At 47.1% G+C, this 15,693-nt stretch carries 14 protein-coding genes; 3 read left to right on the top strand and 11 right to left on the bottom strand.

Features of this window, described 5'->3' with window-relative positions:
- Nucleotides 1–57: 57 nt before the first annotated feature.
- From NLBNIHML_RS28160 to NLBNIHML_RS28150, 3 genes are all read left to right on the top strand, one after another.
- On the top strand, nucleotides 58–933 hold the full coding sequence (locus NLBNIHML_RS28160) for a helix-turn-helix domain-containing protein (RefSeq protein ID WP_494353290.1): 876 nt from the start codon (nucleotides 58–60) through the stop codon (nucleotides 931–933).
- A 141-nt stretch (nucleotides 934–1,074) separates the two neighbouring features.
- Nucleotides 1,075–3,063, top strand: coding sequence for a GTP-binding protein (locus tag NLBNIHML_RS28155; protein ID WP_494353289.1), 1,989 nt, complete (start codon nucleotides 1,075–1,077; stop codon nucleotides 3,061–3,063).
- A 14-nt stretch (nucleotides 3,064–3,077) separates the two neighbouring features.
- Nucleotides 3,078–3,755 (top strand): tetratricopeptide repeat protein, encoded by a 678-nt coding sequence (locus NLBNIHML_RS28150; protein ID WP_342572547.1) that lies wholly within the window; start codon nucleotides 3,078–3,080, stop codon nucleotides 3,753–3,755.
- A 113-nt stretch (nucleotides 3,756–3,868) separates the two neighbouring features.
- Here NLBNIHML_RS28150 and NLBNIHML_RS28145 read toward each other — a convergent pair whose 3' ends face one another.
- The 11 genes from NLBNIHML_RS28145 to NLBNIHML_RS28095 all read right to left on the bottom strand — a co-directional run bounded on the left by NLBNIHML_RS28145 (nucleotide 3,869) and on the right by NLBNIHML_RS28095 (nucleotide 15,505).
- Entirely contained in the window at nucleotides 3,869–4,930 is a 1,062-nt protein-coding gene (locus tag NLBNIHML_RS28145) for a phosphotransferase (protein WP_494353288.1), read from the bottom strand.
- 92 nt (nucleotides 4,931–5,022) lie between these two features.
- Nucleotides 5,023–5,649, bottom strand: coding sequence for a GDSL-type esterase/lipase family protein (locus NLBNIHML_RS28140; RefSeq protein WP_339241461.1), 627 nt, complete (start codon nucleotides 5,647–5,649; stop codon nucleotides 5,023–5,025).
- 206 nt (nucleotides 5,650–5,855) lie between these two features.
- The gene (locus NLBNIHML_RS28135; RefSeq protein WP_494353287.1) at nucleotides 5,856–9,023 is read right to left on the bottom strand and encodes an MMPL family transporter; all 3,168 of its coding nucleotides are present in this window, start codon (nucleotides 9,021–9,023) and stop codon (nucleotides 5,856–5,858) included.
- Complete coding sequence (locus NLBNIHML_RS28130) at nucleotides 9,020–9,478, bottom strand: MarR family winged helix-turn-helix transcriptional regulator (RefSeq protein WP_339241458.1); 459 nt, start codon at nucleotides 9,476–9,478, stop codon at nucleotides 9,020–9,022. The genes NLBNIHML_RS28135 and NLBNIHML_RS28130 overlap by 4 nt, the downstream gene beginning before the upstream one ends.
- A gap of 215 nt (nucleotides 9,479–9,693) precedes the next feature.
- Nucleotides 9,694–10,131: a GNAT family N-acetyltransferase gene (locus tag NLBNIHML_RS28125; protein WP_494353286.1), complete on the bottom strand. Its 438-nt coding sequence runs from the start codon at nucleotides 10,129–10,131 to the stop codon at nucleotides 9,694–9,696.
- A gap of 183 nt (nucleotides 10,132–10,314) precedes the next feature.
- Entirely contained in the window at nucleotides 10,315–10,479 is a 165-nt protein-coding gene (locus NLBNIHML_RS28120) for a hypothetical protein (protein ID WP_339241455.1), read from the bottom strand.
- Nucleotides 10,480–10,546: 67 nt separating this feature from the next.
- Entirely contained in the window at nucleotides 10,547–11,260 is a 714-nt protein-coding gene (locus NLBNIHML_RS28115) for a class I SAM-dependent methyltransferase (protein ID WP_342572545.1), read from the bottom strand.
- Between the two features lie 17 nt (nucleotides 11,261–11,277).
- A complete protein-coding gene (locus NLBNIHML_RS28110) occupies nucleotides 11,278–11,628 on the bottom strand; it encodes a hypothetical protein (protein ID WP_339241450.1) in 351 nt (116 codons plus the stop codon).
- Nucleotides 11,629–11,686: 58 nt separating this feature from the next.
- Nucleotides 11,687–12,649, bottom strand: coding sequence for an alpha/beta hydrolase (locus NLBNIHML_RS28105; protein WP_479491852.1), 963 nt, complete (start codon nucleotides 12,647–12,649; stop codon nucleotides 11,687–11,689).
- A gap of 36 nt (nucleotides 12,650–12,685) precedes the next feature.
- Entirely contained in the window at nucleotides 12,686–14,395 is a 1,710-nt protein-coding gene (locus tag NLBNIHML_RS28100) for an ATP-binding protein (protein ID WP_494354772.1), read from the bottom strand.
- Nucleotides 14,396–14,410: 15 nt separating this feature from the next.
- On the bottom strand, nucleotides 14,411–15,505 hold the full coding sequence (locus tag NLBNIHML_RS28095; protein WP_472478759.1) for a cobalamin B12-binding domain-containing protein: 1,095 nt from the start codon (nucleotides 15,503–15,505) through the stop codon (nucleotides 14,411–14,413).
- Nucleotides 15,506–15,693 lie beyond the last annotated feature (188 nt).

Raw genomic sequence — 15,693 nt, 5'->3', positions numbered from 1 at the left:
TCTCTCATGACCAGGTATAACATCTCGTTGAAGACGATTGTCTGGAAAGGAGTCTTTATGGAACGTTCACCTGTTCGTACAACTATTCAGGCAGAATCCGGTATCCCGTTCCGCCTGGTGTACAGCGACACCAAATCTCCCCAGAATGAATTGCCGGATCATCTTCATGACTGGCATGAAATTATCTATGTATATCGGGGTCAGGGAAGCATCTTTATTGATACAGGACTTGAAAATATGCAGGAAGGAGATCTGTTCATTATTCCGGGCAGCACAGTTCATCGAGCCTTGCCGGATGCTGGAAATCCTGTCACATCTTCCGCATTGTTCTTCAGCCCGGGATTGCTGGCCTCGACCGCTGGAGGCGCTGCTTCTTCTATGTTAAGCCTGTTTGAACGTTGTCGCAGACAACGAGTGTATAAGAGACATCTGAGTACACAAGAGCAATCACAGGTAGCAGCCCTTATTGATGATATACAGACCGAACTTCAGCTCGGTCATCATCTAAGCGCACATGCGGCCCTGTTGAGGCTACAACTGTTGCTCATTTTTCTGGAACGTCTGGAAGCTGCGGGACCTGCGAACCCGGGGAAATCCGCTGCGGGACCCTCATGGCTCTCTTCTACGATCTCTCATATTGACGATAACCTTCGAAATGGCCTATCCCTGAATGAACTGGCTCAGTATGCTGCGGTATCACCCGCCCACTTCAGTCGTGCCTTCAAACGATACACGGGCATGACTCTAACGGATTACGCATTAGCCCGAAGAGTTATTATGGCGAAAGAACATCTGATGCAGGGCGATGAGACGATGGCAGCCGTTGCTGATGCTTGCGGGTTCGACAGTCTGCCCCACTTTTATCGTCAATTCAAAAAATTGACTGGTACAACTCCCGCAGCTTACCGCAGAGCCATGAACAGCTCACGTTAAACTAAAACCGGCCTGAACGTAGTCCTCCCGCTTTAATCATATATATCCACATATTCTTCCATATGGTAGATGTGGTATGATAATCTGGATTATTACTTGTCGGAAATATTGCATTCCGTTGTCAGAGGAGCTTGGCAGTCCATGTTAAACGAATTGAATCGCAGGAATATTGGCATCTTCGCCCATGTGGATGCGGGGAAAACAACAACCACTGAGCATATGTTATATGAGAGTGGTGTCGTCCGCAGTCCGGGACGTGTAGATGAAGGAACAACCGCCACAGACTCACTGGACATTGAAAAGGAACGTGGCATATCCGTTCAGGCAGCCATGACCTCTCTAATCTGGAAGAACACCATCATTGACCTCATTGATACACCTGGACATATTGATTTCAGCTCGGAAGTCGAGCGAGCACTTCGGGTGATGGACGGCGCTATACTCATTCTGTCCGCAGTAGAGGGAATTCAAGCCCAGAGTGAGGCCATCTGGCATGCCCTTCGTTCACTCCGCATCCCAACCATCATTTATATTAATAAAATGGATCGGATTGGCGCATCTGCCCCAGCAGTCATGGAACAGATTCGTTCCACCCTGTCCCCTTTCGCATGCGAAATCCAAACGTATCAATTCCATGAAGATACATTTCATGGCATCAGCTCCCTATGGAATGATAATCAGGATACGCTGTCAGATCTCACACCATCCATCCCTGGTCTGGTCGAGATACTCGCTGAACTGGACCCAGAGGTCATGGAAGCCTACATTCATGAGACTCCATTATCCCAAAGGGATCTGAATGAAGCCTTCTTGCGGTATGTGCATCAGGGTGAGATGTTCCCTGTGTGTTATGGTGCCTCCGGCAAAGGAATCGGTGTCACGGCATTGCTGGACACGGTCCTTGCATTTCTGCCTCCACCTGCACAACCTGTGGATTCCCCCGTATCGGGTGTTGTGTTCAAGATTGAACGTGACCGCACGATGGGACGCACGGCCTACGTTCGCATGTATGGTGGCAGTCTCCACAACCGGGATACCATTCATAATTCGACGCGGGAACTTGAAGAGAAAGTGACGCAGATTCGCCGTATGGATGGACGGAAATGGGCCGACACAGGTAGCGTTCACGCAGGGCAGATTGCGGCACTGTTCGGACTGAGTGATACACATGTGGGGGACATTATTGGCAGTCCCGAGGGTGTGCCTCCTTTGCCGCAGATGGCTGTGCCTTTGTTGACCGTACAAGTGCATGGCAAGAACCCGGCGCTGTATCCCAATCTTGTCGCAGCATTGCAAGAGTTGACGGATGAAGACCCCTTACTTGACCTGCAATGGTTGCCGGAGGAACGAGAGTTGCATCTCAAGGTCATGGGAACCATTCAGCTTGAGATTTTATCCAGCCTGTTACGGAGCCGTTTCGGTTTGGATGTTGTGTTCGATCCACCATCCGTTATCTATAAGGAAACGCCTCGTGCAGCCGGGGAAGGTTACATCGCTTATACGATGCCCAAGCCCTGCTGGGCCATCCTGCGCTTCAGGATTGAACCTTTGCCTCGCGGAAGCGGTCTGATCTATGCCTCAACCGTAAGGACCGATGATCTGCTGTTACGTTATCAGAATGAAGTTGAACGGCGGATTCCCGAAGCCTTGTCTCAAGGTATGCTCGGTTGGGAAGTAACTGACCTGCGTATCACGCTGGTGGAGGGAGAACATCATGTCTGGCATACCCATCCGCTGGATTTTGTCGTAGCCACGCCTATGGGAATCATGGATGGATTAGCGAGAACAGGTACCACGTTGCTGGAACCCCTTCTTCAGTTCCGACTAACGGTCCCGGAGGAATATGGCGGTAAGGCCCTCAGCGATCTGGTACATATGCGGGCAACCTTCGAAGCCCCTGTCATCGGTAGTGGACGCTGTATTATTGAAGGACTTATGCCTCTTGCAACGTCAATGGATTATCCGGTGAAGCTGCGTTCCGAGACTGGCGGCCGCGGAGTGCTTACCACTTCATTTGCCGGATACCAGGATTGTCCTGCGGATGTGAACACTGCTCGCAAACGCAGAGGAGTTAATCCGTTGGACCAATCGAAATATATTTTAAGTGTACGAAATGCGATTACATCATAATTGGAGTTGAACCTGTGCTTATTAAATTTCTTATCTTTGGCCTTCTATGGCGGATTGTAGGTAATCCGTTCATTGCCATCCTCATTTTACTCGTTATCCTGTATTTCCTGGATCGTCGATACGTTGGGGTGTTCCCAAGCTTCACCAGACCTCTCAAGCGTTTGCGTAACATCTCCCGGCTTCGCCAACAGCTTGCCATGAGTCCCAATGAAGTGTCTTCCAAGCTGGAACTGGCTCGCCTGTTAATTGAGCGCAAACGTTACACTGAAGCACATGCCTTATTGCTTGAACTGGAGCGCCCATACGAACAATCCGCCGAATATTGGGAGGCACTGGGAACCACTGAGCTTCACCTGGGCAACATCGAAACGGGAGAACGTCACATTTTAAAAGCCCTTGAGATCAACCCAAGAGTCAAGTACGGACGCCCGTACTTAACCCTTGCCGGTGCCTTCAAAGATACACATGAGGATAAAGCGCTGGATTATGTGCATCAATTTCAGGAGATTCATTCCTCTTCCAGTGAAGCGTATTATCTGCTCGGCACGGTCCATCGTTCCCTTGGACGTAATGCAGATGCGAAGCAGGCTTACGAGCAATCGTTGAACGTATATCGTTCGTTGCCCAAATACAAGAAACGTCAGGAGCGCCGCTGGGCTGTCCGCAGTTGGTTCCGCAAACGTGGATTGTAGTGTCATCCGTTATCCGATGTAATCTTCAGATATCACTATTCTAACTAATAAAAGTGCACTGATCTCTGCCCTCGTATGAGCAGAAACAGTGCACTTTTTTCATAACAATGATATTAATATACCAAAATCTCATGCAGGCGTTCTTCATTCAGACGCATCCAGTCCATCCGCTGTTTGAGCTTCTTAATCTGATCCACAGCCACTTCCGGCTCATCTGTGCCCTCGAACATCCGACTGATGAAATGCATGACCACATCCAGACTGCGCAGCAGAATTAATCGAGGAATGGCTAACAACTCTTCCGGTTCAAGGCTGACCTGTTCCCGAAATCCCCTGATCAGTCCCTCTTGTGCCTGCCACATCCAATCTTCACTCTTGTCCATGGTAAGAAGATCAGACATCGGAACAGCCAGCTCCATGACCCGCAAATCCCATGTCGCAAATTCAAAATCCAAAATGGCACAGATTTCACCATCTTGCTGATCTGACAAAACATTCGAGGCATTCACGTCTCCATGGACCAATTGATGCGGCAACTGTTCCATTCCCCGCAGGGCATCAAACAGATCTGGCAGCGCATCTCCCAGTTGCTTCAGCTCATGCGCACATGCGATTAATGCCTCTGGCGGCGATGCGCATAGTTGTAATAATCGTTCTGGTGAACAGAGCGGATACGCATCCTGAATTTGGTAGTACGGTGGATACACAGGTTCAAGTGGTATATCCAGCGTTGCCATAACAGAAGACAGGGCCCCCGCCGCTTTACCGAGTCCAAATAATTGGTCTGGCTTATGCCAGATGGGATTGACACCTTCCCGATAATGAAACAGCGTCGCAATTTTGGTATGACCTGTGAGGGTATCTTTTACAGGAAGAAAGGTATCCCCCTCGCCAGATAACCGCCTTACAGGTGAAGGTGTATGAAGCTTAAAGTTCGAACGCTGGAGGGCTTCCAGCACCTCGTGTTCAAAGGTGATTTTCATCGGATCATTATGTGTTTCATATTGTCTCATTACGTAACTCGTCCCGTCTATATGGAGCATGTAGGTAGAATTATTCATCCCACCTTTTCCACGCTCACCTATCCAGTCCGATGTGAAACCATATGAGGCCAACACTTCGGATATACGTTGCTGCTCTGAATGATGGAGGGAACCGGATTCGATATTTTGCACCAAAAATTAACCCCTTTATCTCTCAAAATGGAACGGTCTTTTATTTATCTTAAAGGAAGTCCATCGCTCGGTCTAGTTCTGTTCCAACGTGATCATGAGAACGGATAATATCCGGTTCGATTAAGCTGCTCTGCAATAACACGATAGCCTCTCGCATTGGGATGCACTCTGTCCCAGAACAACAGCTCACGCTCACGACCTTCGAACTTGTCATAAACCTGAGCACACGCATAGTTGCCCGATCCCGCTCCATTCAAAAATGAATTATATTGGCGCACCCAGTAGGCTGCTTCCGTCGCTTGTGGATACGGGTTGTACAATCCGATAGATCGGACCATATACTCACTATTGCCCTTTAACTGCCGAATGTGCCTCATGATCTGGGATACATTACTGCGGGTTTCTCCAAGCACCTGTGTCATTTTACTGGCATTGGGTATGCCGCCACTTGATTTAAAGGTACGAATCAGATCATTCCCGCCAATGGATAATGTAATGATATCCGCCTCACTCAGCGATTGCCGTACGCGGGGATGCGAAGAGATCATCTGCAACATCCCCCCAGACGTCAGTCCATTTACGCCCATATTTTCCATGGATACAAATGTACGAACATTCATTTCTGCCATTCGCCGATATAAAGGAACAAAGCCGGTGCCCAGCAACGCTCCTGTACCGACCGTTAATGAATCTCCTATAGCCACATATCGATATACCATCCCGTCGCCCCTCTCTGCTGTGAATTCCTGAACAATAATGAACTGCTCTATATCTTATGATGAGTGGCAAGACAAGGCGCGGGATGGTGTCCTTAGGCAAGCACCTTTCTTTTGCAGAAGATGTGGTTTTTCTACAGATTTAAAAAAAGAAAAAGCCCTGCCGCATAACACGGCAGAGCCTAATCCATTCATTGCAATGCATTATATTACATGCCAAGGGTCCGATCCGAATCAACGGAATCTGCCTGTTCCTTGTTAGGGAATGGCCACCAGTTCGCCCGGCCAAACATCTTCACCATCACTGGCACGAAGAATGGCAGGAAGAGCAGAGAGTACAGGATCAGCCCGCTAAGAACTACTGTAGCAATCTGCATCATTGAGAGAACACCGGATGGATACATCGCAGCAAAAGTTCCGCTCAGAATGACCGCTGCAGATAGAATAACGGTTCCCATGTTTTTCATCGCGTACAACATGGCATCCTGTACTTTCATGCCTTTGTTCTCATTGAAACGATCCATCAAGAAGATGCTATAATCCACACCGAGTGCAATCAGCATGACAAATCCGAAGAACGGAGTAACCCAGCTGATGCCTGCGAATCCAAGGATATTAACAAAGACCACTTCGGTTAACGCCATTGATGTGAAATAAGCCAGTAATAAGGAAACGATTAGATACAATGGCATAATGACCGAGCGAAGCAGCACGACCAGAATAATGAATGTACCCGCCAGCATCAGCATGACAGTACGTGTATAGTCATTATTCGAGATCTCCTGCAAATCTGCAAATGTACTCGTCACGCCACCTATAGCTATGTCTGCTTTTTCAAGCGTACTGCCTTGTACCGCACGATGTACTGCCGCTTCAATGTCAGGAACACGGTCAATAGCTTCTGTGCCGTATGGATTCTCTGCAAAAATAACATCAATCGTCATCGTTTTTCGATCTTCGGAAAGATACGTATCAAATACCTGTTTGAAGTCTTTGCTGTTCAGAGCTTCTTCAGGAACGTACCAGCCTGCCAGATCCGAATCCGGTGAATTTTGCAATTGCGTCAGATAATCCTGTGCCGAATCCAATCCTCCTGAAACCTGTTTGATGCCATCGACACTTTGGTTCAGTCCATCTGTCAGTTGTGTCAGCTGACCACTCAGATCCGTGAAACCTTGCTGCATTTTCTCCTGACCACCCTGAAGCTGGCCAAGTCCATCCTGAATGGAAGGAATCTCACTAATGACTTTCCCCTGACCATCAGCAGCCTGTTTAAGACCGGATTGTAACTGACTGATTCCCGTTACAATTTGGCCCAGACCATCAGCAAGAGCCTTCTGTCCGGCTGCTGCGGAGGCAAAACCTTCATTGGCCTGATTAATTCCAGCAGTGGCTTCTCCTAGCTTGGTCTGAATCTGACCCAAACCTTGAGCGAGCTGCGCTGTACCAGAACCTGTTTCACCAATCGTGCCTTTGATACGCTGGTAATCAGCATCTTGCTGTAATTCAGGATATCGCTCTTCAAGTGCTGTGAAGGATTCGGAGAGACTGGTCAAAGCTGTTGAGACCCCGCTTAGTTGTTGCTCCAGTTCACGAGTTCCTTCCCCCAGTGCAGCGACACCAGCTCCCGCCTGACGATAAGCTTCAAGTAACTGATTATTCGCCTGCGCAAGTTGATCTGCACTCGTTTTGGCTTGCTGAAGCCCGGCTTTTAATTCACCGGCACCTGCGGAACCATCTCGAATACCTTTTTCAATCTGCCCAAGTCCCTCACTGAGTTGCGTGATACCCGATTGCAACTGCGAGGTCCCTTGGGTAAGTTTTCCTGCCCCATCAGCAGCTTCTTTTAATTGGGGTTCATTTTTACTTAGCTGACTGCTGGCTTCACTCAGACCATCACGGATTTTGTCCAGACCCGTCTTGCCTTCTCCCAGTCCATCCGATAATGTTCCCACTTGCTGTGTAACTTCAAAATCTTTAATCTCATCACCCGTAGGTCGTGTCATACTGCGGACACCAGAGACTCCGGCCACTTTCTCTACTTCACGGCTAATTTTCTCGGCTACAGCCATATACTTCGCATTATCCATCGCTTCATCGTTCTGAATGACGATCTGACCCGGCAGCGATTCACCCGGACCAAAGCTGTCGGAGATAATGTTGAATGCTTTTACGGAATCATATTTCTCCCCAATCTCATCGAGACTGTTGAACGACAGTTTGCCATCGTAGGTTGCCAATAAAGGCACACAGACAGCCGCAACGATGAGCAGCGCAGCCCATGGACGTTTCAGTGAGAAGCGGCCAGCTACACCATAGATCTTGCTCTCCGCATGTTCAAGCGAACCCTTCGACGGCCAGAATAACTTCTTGCCTAATACCGCCATGAAGAAGGGAACGATCGTCACCAAGGCGAGCATCATTACGGCAATACCCACAGCTACGGCAACTGCAGAACGATACAACATAAACTGGGCAAAGCCGATCGCAATGAATCCAACCAGCACGGCCAGTGCTGAGAAGAGTACCGTTTTACCCGCAGTACGATAGGTAGCAATGATGGCGTCCCACGTATTTTCATGATGAGCCAGTTCTTCCTTGAACCGACTGATTAACAGGATGCAATAATCCGTACCAATCCCGAACATAACGGCGACCATAAAGATCTGTGTAAACGTTGATATCGGGAAGTCGACTCCATCCACGAGGAATGCCACAATCTGTTGCGATACAATGTAACTGATCCCCACCGTCAGCAGCGGTACAAACGGAGCTACAAACGAACGGAACACCAAGAACAGAATGAGTAAAATAAAGACAACGGTAATATATTCCGATTTCTTGAGCCCCTCTTGGGAACTTTCAATGGTATCCTCGTCAATCAGACCTTTACCGGTTATGTAGTGCTCCACATTGACGGACTTCAATGTTTCATTCAGGTCTTCCCGCATTTCCTTGACTGTACGATCTCCCTGATCAATAGATAGCGACGTTAATATCGTTTTGCCATCAGCCGAGATCATCTTCTCGGACAATTCAGGCTGAGAGAAAGGTTCCAGAATGGACAGAATGCCCAGCTTCTCTTTGTCGGCCTCCAATTGTTTAACAGCCTTCTCTGCCTCTTGTTTCCCCGTGGTACCCAGACCATCGGGATTATAAAATACAAGAGCAATTTGGCTGCCCTGCTGTTCTCCTTTTTGTGCCGCAGCTTCATTCAGAATCTTTGCAGCCTGGGTGGAAGAATACCCTTCAGGAACCGAAAACTGTCCCTTCTCCCGGATTAATTCACTCATGTTAGGGGCGGTAAACATCAATACGGCAGCTACAACCACCCATAGCCCCATTAACCACCATCTTGCTTTCAGTATCGCTCTCATTCGTTCTCCTGTCCTCCTTCATGCGTTAGCAAAGCTGCCAGCTTCTCAAAAGATTCAATGAAAATCCGAACCTCTTCCGGTGTAAAATGAACCAGATACGGCTCCAGAATCTGCTGTATTTCCTGTTCTGTCTCCCTGTACACCTGTCGCCCGTTGTCCGTCAGAGTTAAATATACGACCCTGCGGTCACGTTCATCCCCTGCACGATCGACCAGATCACGATCCACCAGCTTGTTGACCAGAGCAGTAATACTGCTCTTGCCTATGCATAATAGTTCTGCCAGATCAGAGGGTGTACAAGTCTGCTTCTCATTAATAAGTCGAAGGGAACAGAACTGATCCATCGTCAAAATCTGCCCTACACGTTCACGTATCTGGGTATCAAACCGTTTGGTTACCAAGAAAGAAGCATCCAAATAGCGATTAACCAAACTTCCAGCATCCGGTCTGTTCATTCATCATTCTCCTTTCGCAATATAGTTCGCTTAACGAACTATTCTCCTGTGAAACTATTCTATAATGAAACTATATTGGAAAGCAATACTTTTTTCCTGCTTTTTTTGATGAGAACAATAAAAAAACAGGACGTCCGACTCAGCTAATTGCCAAATCCAACATCCTGTAATGCGTATGCTCTATTTATTTTATAAAGTAGTAGAACACTTCTGCGTTATTCTTCGTCTGTATCTTCCTCTTTTTCAAGTACACAACGGAACCGCTCCACACCTGGATAAAGCTCGCCCAGACTATATACGATGAATCCCGTATTCCGGTAAAACTCCAGGGCCTCCAGATCCGTCTCTGCAATCAAAGTGTCAGGATTGTATTTCTCCAGCAGCTGTGAAATCATGCCGCGACCATAATTTTTGAGGCGGTTCTCCGGCAGAACGGCAATATGGTGGATGGTAATCTCGCTGGAGCCTGTATGCTCATAACCGATCAGACCGATCAATTGTTCCTCTGCTTCATATCCGGCCAGATACAGTTCGTCATTCTCTAAATATTGTTTCAACGCACGTTTCAGATGATCCGGATCAGGAAAGACCGAGTAAGATAACAGCTCCTGTACTACCGGCTCTTCTATGCGTGATTTCAAATTAATTAACACCCTTATTCCTCCTATACCTTGCTTGTTTCCGTTATCGTATTGTAGTCGTTAGCCTCGCAAAGTTCAAGTCGTATAACGATTCAGTTCCGATTGAAGCACAGTCGAGATGTTATCCGAAACGTTGATCTGCGCCAAATGATATGCATCCAACAGTGCGCCCCCAACAGCCTTATCGGCAGCGGATCACATACTCGCGATACCTTCCAACACATGTTGCTCGGCATGGATATCGTGATAACGATTGCAACCTCCCTTTTGGACATAGGATAACAACCTTCCGTTCTGATCGGCGACAGCCACACGGGTGTGGCTCCCTCCTCCATCCATCCCAATTACGTATGTATTCATCCCTAACTTCTCCCTCCCAACAGAACAATAAGAGTGCCGGGGCTTTAATCAGGTCCCGGCAGAGAATTTATTGCTTTTGCACAGCGAAACGTAGCAGTTCACAACGAAATTGTGTCGGTTCATCATACTTATCCTCTTCAATCGTCTGTGTGACATGTTCTTTAAGCAGAATATTCCAGCCTTTATAAGCCTCCTCAAGTATAGCAATAGCCTCGGCTGTGGGCAGGTTCAATTCAATTAACGGCTCGACATCACGGCCTGAGTTCATTTCTTTCTCCTCCACATTGGTACTCATCGTAATACAATGAATGCCACCTGTTCGAGTTCCTGCTTGTAACCGCTCTAGCGCTTCTTTGAATGCTAGTTTATTCGATACATGTTCCAGACAAGAACAAGCAGCTATAAAGTCAAAATGATCCTTCTCGATGGCATAATGCTCAACGTCTGCTTTTACAGCTTGCACGAGATGATCCACCTTATATTCTTTCGCATACTTGCGAAGTCCATCTATAGCCTCGTCCAGCAAATCCACACCGATGACTTCACTGTTCGTCTGTGCAAGACGCTGTGCAATGGGTATAGTATGCCTTCCTACTCCGCATCCCAGATCAAGGACACGCAGTTCCTCCTTGTGAGCGAGGATACGTTCCAGCATATCCATAACCATAGGCATTGGCCTGGACATCCAAGTACCCGAGGCGAATAATTCATTATTCTCATAGAAGTTAGAATGATAACCTGCCTCTGCTTTTCGTGCAGCCTCAAATTGTTCATTTCCCATTAAGACACCCCCATAGTTTAGAAATTAAACGTCAATGTCCCGGTACCAGCGAATAAAAGGATTGAAAAAATGAACATGATGACCAATCCAGCCGTTACAAGTAATTTACCCGTATCTCTCTTGTATGAACTGTCGTTAAACAACATGACTCCACCTATGGAAATAGCCACCGGAGCGAGAAAAAGTGTAATCAGTACAAGCAAAACGATGGAATAACGATCCAATACCGATTCTTCATATTCAGTCATATAAGGTTGTTCAGGCATTGCCGTTTTTGTGGCAACCAGATTACCGCAAGATTTGCACTTAAACTCATCTTCTGCCATTCCTTCATGGCAGTAAGAACATTTCCTTTGTGTGCGTGCCATCTTCCGCCCCCTTCCACATCTGTCCTATCCATGAATACCCATAATACAATATAAGAAATCAATGGATTACCGATGCTGGATGCGACAGATGGTTCTTCATAAAGGATTCCAGTGCCGCCTCATATCCGGTGCGATCAACTTGAAACGCTGTGCCATGACCCGCACGGGGGACGGTCAGCAATTCCTTTTTGGTTGGGCAAGCTTCGTACAACCTGTACACCATTTCCGTTGGTACAAACGTATCCGCCTCCCCATGAATGAACAACACGGGAACGTTAACTTTGGCAAGTTGCTTGAGCGCAGAAGCCTCTTTGAAGGAATACCCTGCTTTCCACCGGGAGATCAGACTTGTGACAGGTATGAACGGAAATGCAGGCAGCTTGTATAGTTGCTTTAACTGGAACGTCAGTTCTTCTTCCACAGATGTATATGCACAATCAGACACAATCGCTTTAACCTGAGCCGGCAGGGTTTCACCACCTGTCATCAGTACGGTTGCTCCTCCCATGGATATGCCGTGCAATATGATTTCCCCTTTTGTACCCACTTTTTCAAGCACCCAGTTGCTCCACTGTACATAATCCTTACGGTCTAACCAGCCAAAACCGATGATGTCACCTTCGCTCCGGCCATGACCCCGATCATCCGGCATTAACACGTTATACCCATGCTTTTCCGCATAAAATCGGGCAAAACCAGCCATTTCTCTGCCTTTCCCCGAATAACCATGTGCCAGAATCACGGTCTGATCTGACCCCTTATTGGAATTAAGCCATGTACCATGCAGTTGTAGTCCATCATACGATTGAAGGATTACCTCTTCTGTAGGCTGAGCATCCAGCCACTTCAGGTCAGAAGCACTGCTGATGATTTCATTGTCCGGCTCAGGCATCAGATTCGGATTATCCACCAAAAACGTTTTTGGCGTACGACGAATGGCGGTTTTGAAAAAATAAAGTCCACCTGTCCACAGAAGAGCAAGAAGGATCAGTACCATTACTGCAAGTACGTAGAATATCATGAACGGGTTCTACCCTCTTTCCTTATTGAGATATCATCAATCTTTACTGACTCGTTGCAGTGACGCACAGGCGGCTTGGTAGGCAGGTAACAAAGCATCCAGCAAAGGTTCTGCTTTCCGTGATTGACCTTCCTTCGCGAACTGCTCTATCTGGGCAAACAAAGTTGATAAATAACGAATCCCCAGACTCAGACTCCCTGATTTCAGATCATGGGCTATTTCAGTAGCAGCAACATGGTCGCCAGACACAATATTTCTGCGCAGCACCTCAATTTTGCCAGGTGTTTCGGTACGATACATATCCAACAACATGCCAAGGAGTGTGCGATCGCCATCGGTGTTTAATTCCGCAATCTCATGCACGATGCTCATATTCAGTACCTCTGTCGCTTCGGAGGATTGCTGCCACTTCTGGATCATCTTACTCAGCACTTCCAGCGTGAAGGGTTTGCCAATAAAGTCGTTCATCCCGGCTTCCATACACTTGTCTTTCTCTCCCTGCATAACATTACCTGTCATTGCAATGATGGGTGTGGGATGACGCATTTCATCCATTTCTATGGAGCGGATTTGACGTGTTGCTTCCAAACCATCCATTAATGGCATCATATAATCCATGAGAATCAAACTGTATGTTTTGCTGTGAAAAGCTGCAACGGCCTCTTCCCCATTCACTACAGAATCCACTTGGGTTATTCCCAGTTTTTTGAGCTGCAGCATAACAAGCTGCCGGTTGATGACATTATCATCGGCCAGTAATACGGATACAGAAGCAGTTTCATCATGCATAGCCCCCCTCTGATACTCTGGTGTGGAAGTAGCAGACTCATTCACGGCCTGATTAACGTGTTTTTTGCCAAGTGCAAGTTCGAACCAGAATGTTGATCCTTCACCCTCCTGACTCTCTACTCCAATCTCACCTTCCATTAGAATAACGAGTGATCTGCAAATGGATAATCCGAGTCCTGTCCCTTCATACTCTCTCGAGCGTCCTCGTTCTGTCTGCACATAGGGTTGAAATAACTGGGTCTGATCTTCTTCCGAAATACCAATCCCTGTATCTTCAACTTCAAATCGAATGAGTTGCTTGTTCACATCATCCTTACTAAGAGTGACTCGTATCTGTACAGAGCCTTCTGATGTGAATTTGTTCGCATTTTGAATGAGATTGATCAATATCTGCGTAATCCTCGTTGAATCCCCTTCAAGAAGATTTGAGATGCAGGGGTCACAGTCTACTGATAACCGATTGCCGTTCTTTCTGACTTGGGGTTCAAGCAAACGAACAATATAATTTATCGTCTCTTGCAGATCCACTTCTCCCCGTTCAAGCCGCATCTGACCCGCCTCAAGTTTGGATAGATCCAGAAGATCCTGAATCAACTTAAGTAGCAGTTTGGCAGCATCCTGTATAACGGAAACCGAAGTCTCCTGTTCTTCAGACAAGGGGGACAGCTTAAGCATCTCAGCCATCCCCAATATGCCATTTAATGGCGTGCGAAAATCATGACTGATGCCTGCAATAAATGCGTTTTTGGATTCCCCTGCATCTACTGCTTGCTGACGTGCAGCCTCAAGACTATTATTGTTCTTCGCAAGCAGACGCTGGAGTGTTACCAGTTCATTATTCATATCCGAGAACTCCGCGAGTATCCGTTCCTCTTGCTCTTTGCTCCGAATCATCTGATCCGATAACTGCTCAATCGTTCTGCGCAGCCTCTGTATCTCTCCGTTCTCAGTAGACATCACATCATCCCTCTCCTAATCCCTAACCATATCCAGATCCAGATGATTGCATGTAGCTGGCTGAGCCAATAATTGTTCTGCAACCGCAACTGCCTCATCGGCTCCCGGAGCATAACCGTCGGCACCTATCGTTTTCCACAAATCCTGATCAATGTTAAAAGGATATCCCCCGACCATAATCTTCACATGTGCCGTTGCCGGATGATGACGAATCAGTTGAATCAATTCTTTGGCCAGATGAAGGTGATACGTCATCGTAACTGAAATCGCAACAACATCACCCTGATGGCGCTCTATAGCCTCGACTACACTTCCATTAGGAACATTGGCTCCCAGATAGTGCGTATCCCAGCCTTCCATCTCGAACACATCTGTGAGCATACGCAGTCCGATCTCATGTTGTTCACTGCCTACACAGGTGGCAACCAGCCTTTTACCCTCACCCGCATGAGTCAACCAGCGAGAATAGAGACGTGAGATGAATGATTGGGTCGCTGCCGTACAAAAGTGCTCTTGCCCCACACTGATCTGATGATTCTGCCACAATCGTCCGACTTCATATTGGGTAGGCTGAAAAATATATCGATAAATATCACGAATCGTCACCCCAGCTTCTAACTGAGCTTCAATGATCTCGAAGGCTTCTTTCCGTTTATTCTCAAGTAAACACTGCAAGTATGATTGCGCAGCATCTCCATATGGCATGGATTCGTTAATATAACCCGCCTGTGACTCCATTTGTGTTGTTCTATATATTCCCATCTCCAGATAATCGAGCAGAAGTGCCTTTGACGAATGGTCAAATTCTTCTTCCAATGCCTCTTTAATCAGGTTGAGATTAATCGCCAGGTCTTCTTGTGATACCTTGTAACCTTCAAGTAGAACTTTCAGCCAGGCAATATAATGAGTAAACAGGCCCGGACTCTGTAAGAGCGCACTTTCTGCCAAATAGTTCAAGCTATACTGAGAATCCTGTTTGGTTCGCATTTTTCCGTTCTCACCAAATCGCTCAAGTAAATCGGGCTGTCTAAGATACTGTTTCTCCGTTATTTTATCCGCTAAGTTTCCCGATTCCTGGAGTAAACGTTCTCCTGCTTCTTGATAACTCATAGATGCACCCCTCCTCTACCCGCATCACATCTCCATCATCATTCGTGACGTATCCAGAATGAGATCAATGTTAGCTAACTTGCAATCGGGATAGGTTCTTCTATTAGATCCAACCAATCCATCCATTCCGCTCTAAAAAGTTCTGTTCCATTATACATGAATTTTTGATGATCATGTATTTTACGCCA

Source organism: Paenibacillus sp. JNU01, assembly GCF_059130585.1.
Note: the sequence above shows the minus strand (reverse complement) of the source record. Positions and strands in the feature narration are given on the sequence as shown.

What these genes read in the sequence shown, in the direction of transcription:
- NLBNIHML_RS28160 (WP_494353290.1), top strand. Translation starts at nt 58, where the DNA reads ATGGAACGTTCACCTGTTCGTACAACTATTCAGGCAGAATCCGGTATC.
- NLBNIHML_RS28155 (WP_494353289.1), top strand. Translation starts at nt 1,075, where the DNA reads ATGTTAAACGAATTGAATCGCAGGAATATTGGCATCTTCGCCCATGTG.
- NLBNIHML_RS28140 (WP_339241461.1), bottom strand. Translation starts at nt 5,649, where the DNA reads ATGGTATATCGATATGTGGCTATAGGAGATTCATTAACGGTCGGTACA.
- NLBNIHML_RS28135 (WP_494353287.1), bottom strand. Translation starts at nt 9,023, where the DNA reads ATGAGAGCGATACTGAAAGCAAGATGGTGGTTAATGGGGCTATGGGTG.
- NLBNIHML_RS28130 (WP_339241458.1), bottom strand. Translation starts at nt 9,478, where the DNA reads ATGAACAGACCGGATGCTGGAAGTTTGGTTAATCGCTATTTGGATGCT.
- NLBNIHML_RS28120 (WP_339241455.1), bottom strand. Translation starts at nt 10,479, where the DNA reads ATGAATACATACGTAATTGGGATGGATGGAGGAGGGAGCCACACCCGT.
- NLBNIHML_RS28115 (WP_342572545.1), bottom strand. Translation starts at nt 11,260, where the DNA reads ATGGGAAATGAACAATTTGAGGCTGCACGAAAAGCAGAGGCAGGTTAT.
- NLBNIHML_RS28110 (WP_339241450.1), bottom strand. Translation starts at nt 11,628, where the DNA reads ATGGCACGCACACAAAGGAAATGTTCTTACTGCCATGAAGGAATGGCA.
- NLBNIHML_RS28105 (WP_479491852.1), bottom strand. Translation starts at nt 12,649, where the DNA reads ATGATATTCTACGTACTTGCAGTAATGGTACTGATCCTTCTTGCTCTT.
- NLBNIHML_RS28100 (WP_494354772.1), bottom strand. Translation starts at nt 14,395, where the DNA reads ATGTCTACTGAGAACGGAGAGATACAGAGGCTGCGCAGAACGATTGAG.
- NLBNIHML_RS28095 (WP_472478759.1), bottom strand. Translation starts at nt 15,505, where the DNA reads ATGAGTTATCAAGAAGCAGGAGAACGTTTACTCCAGGAATCGGGAAAC.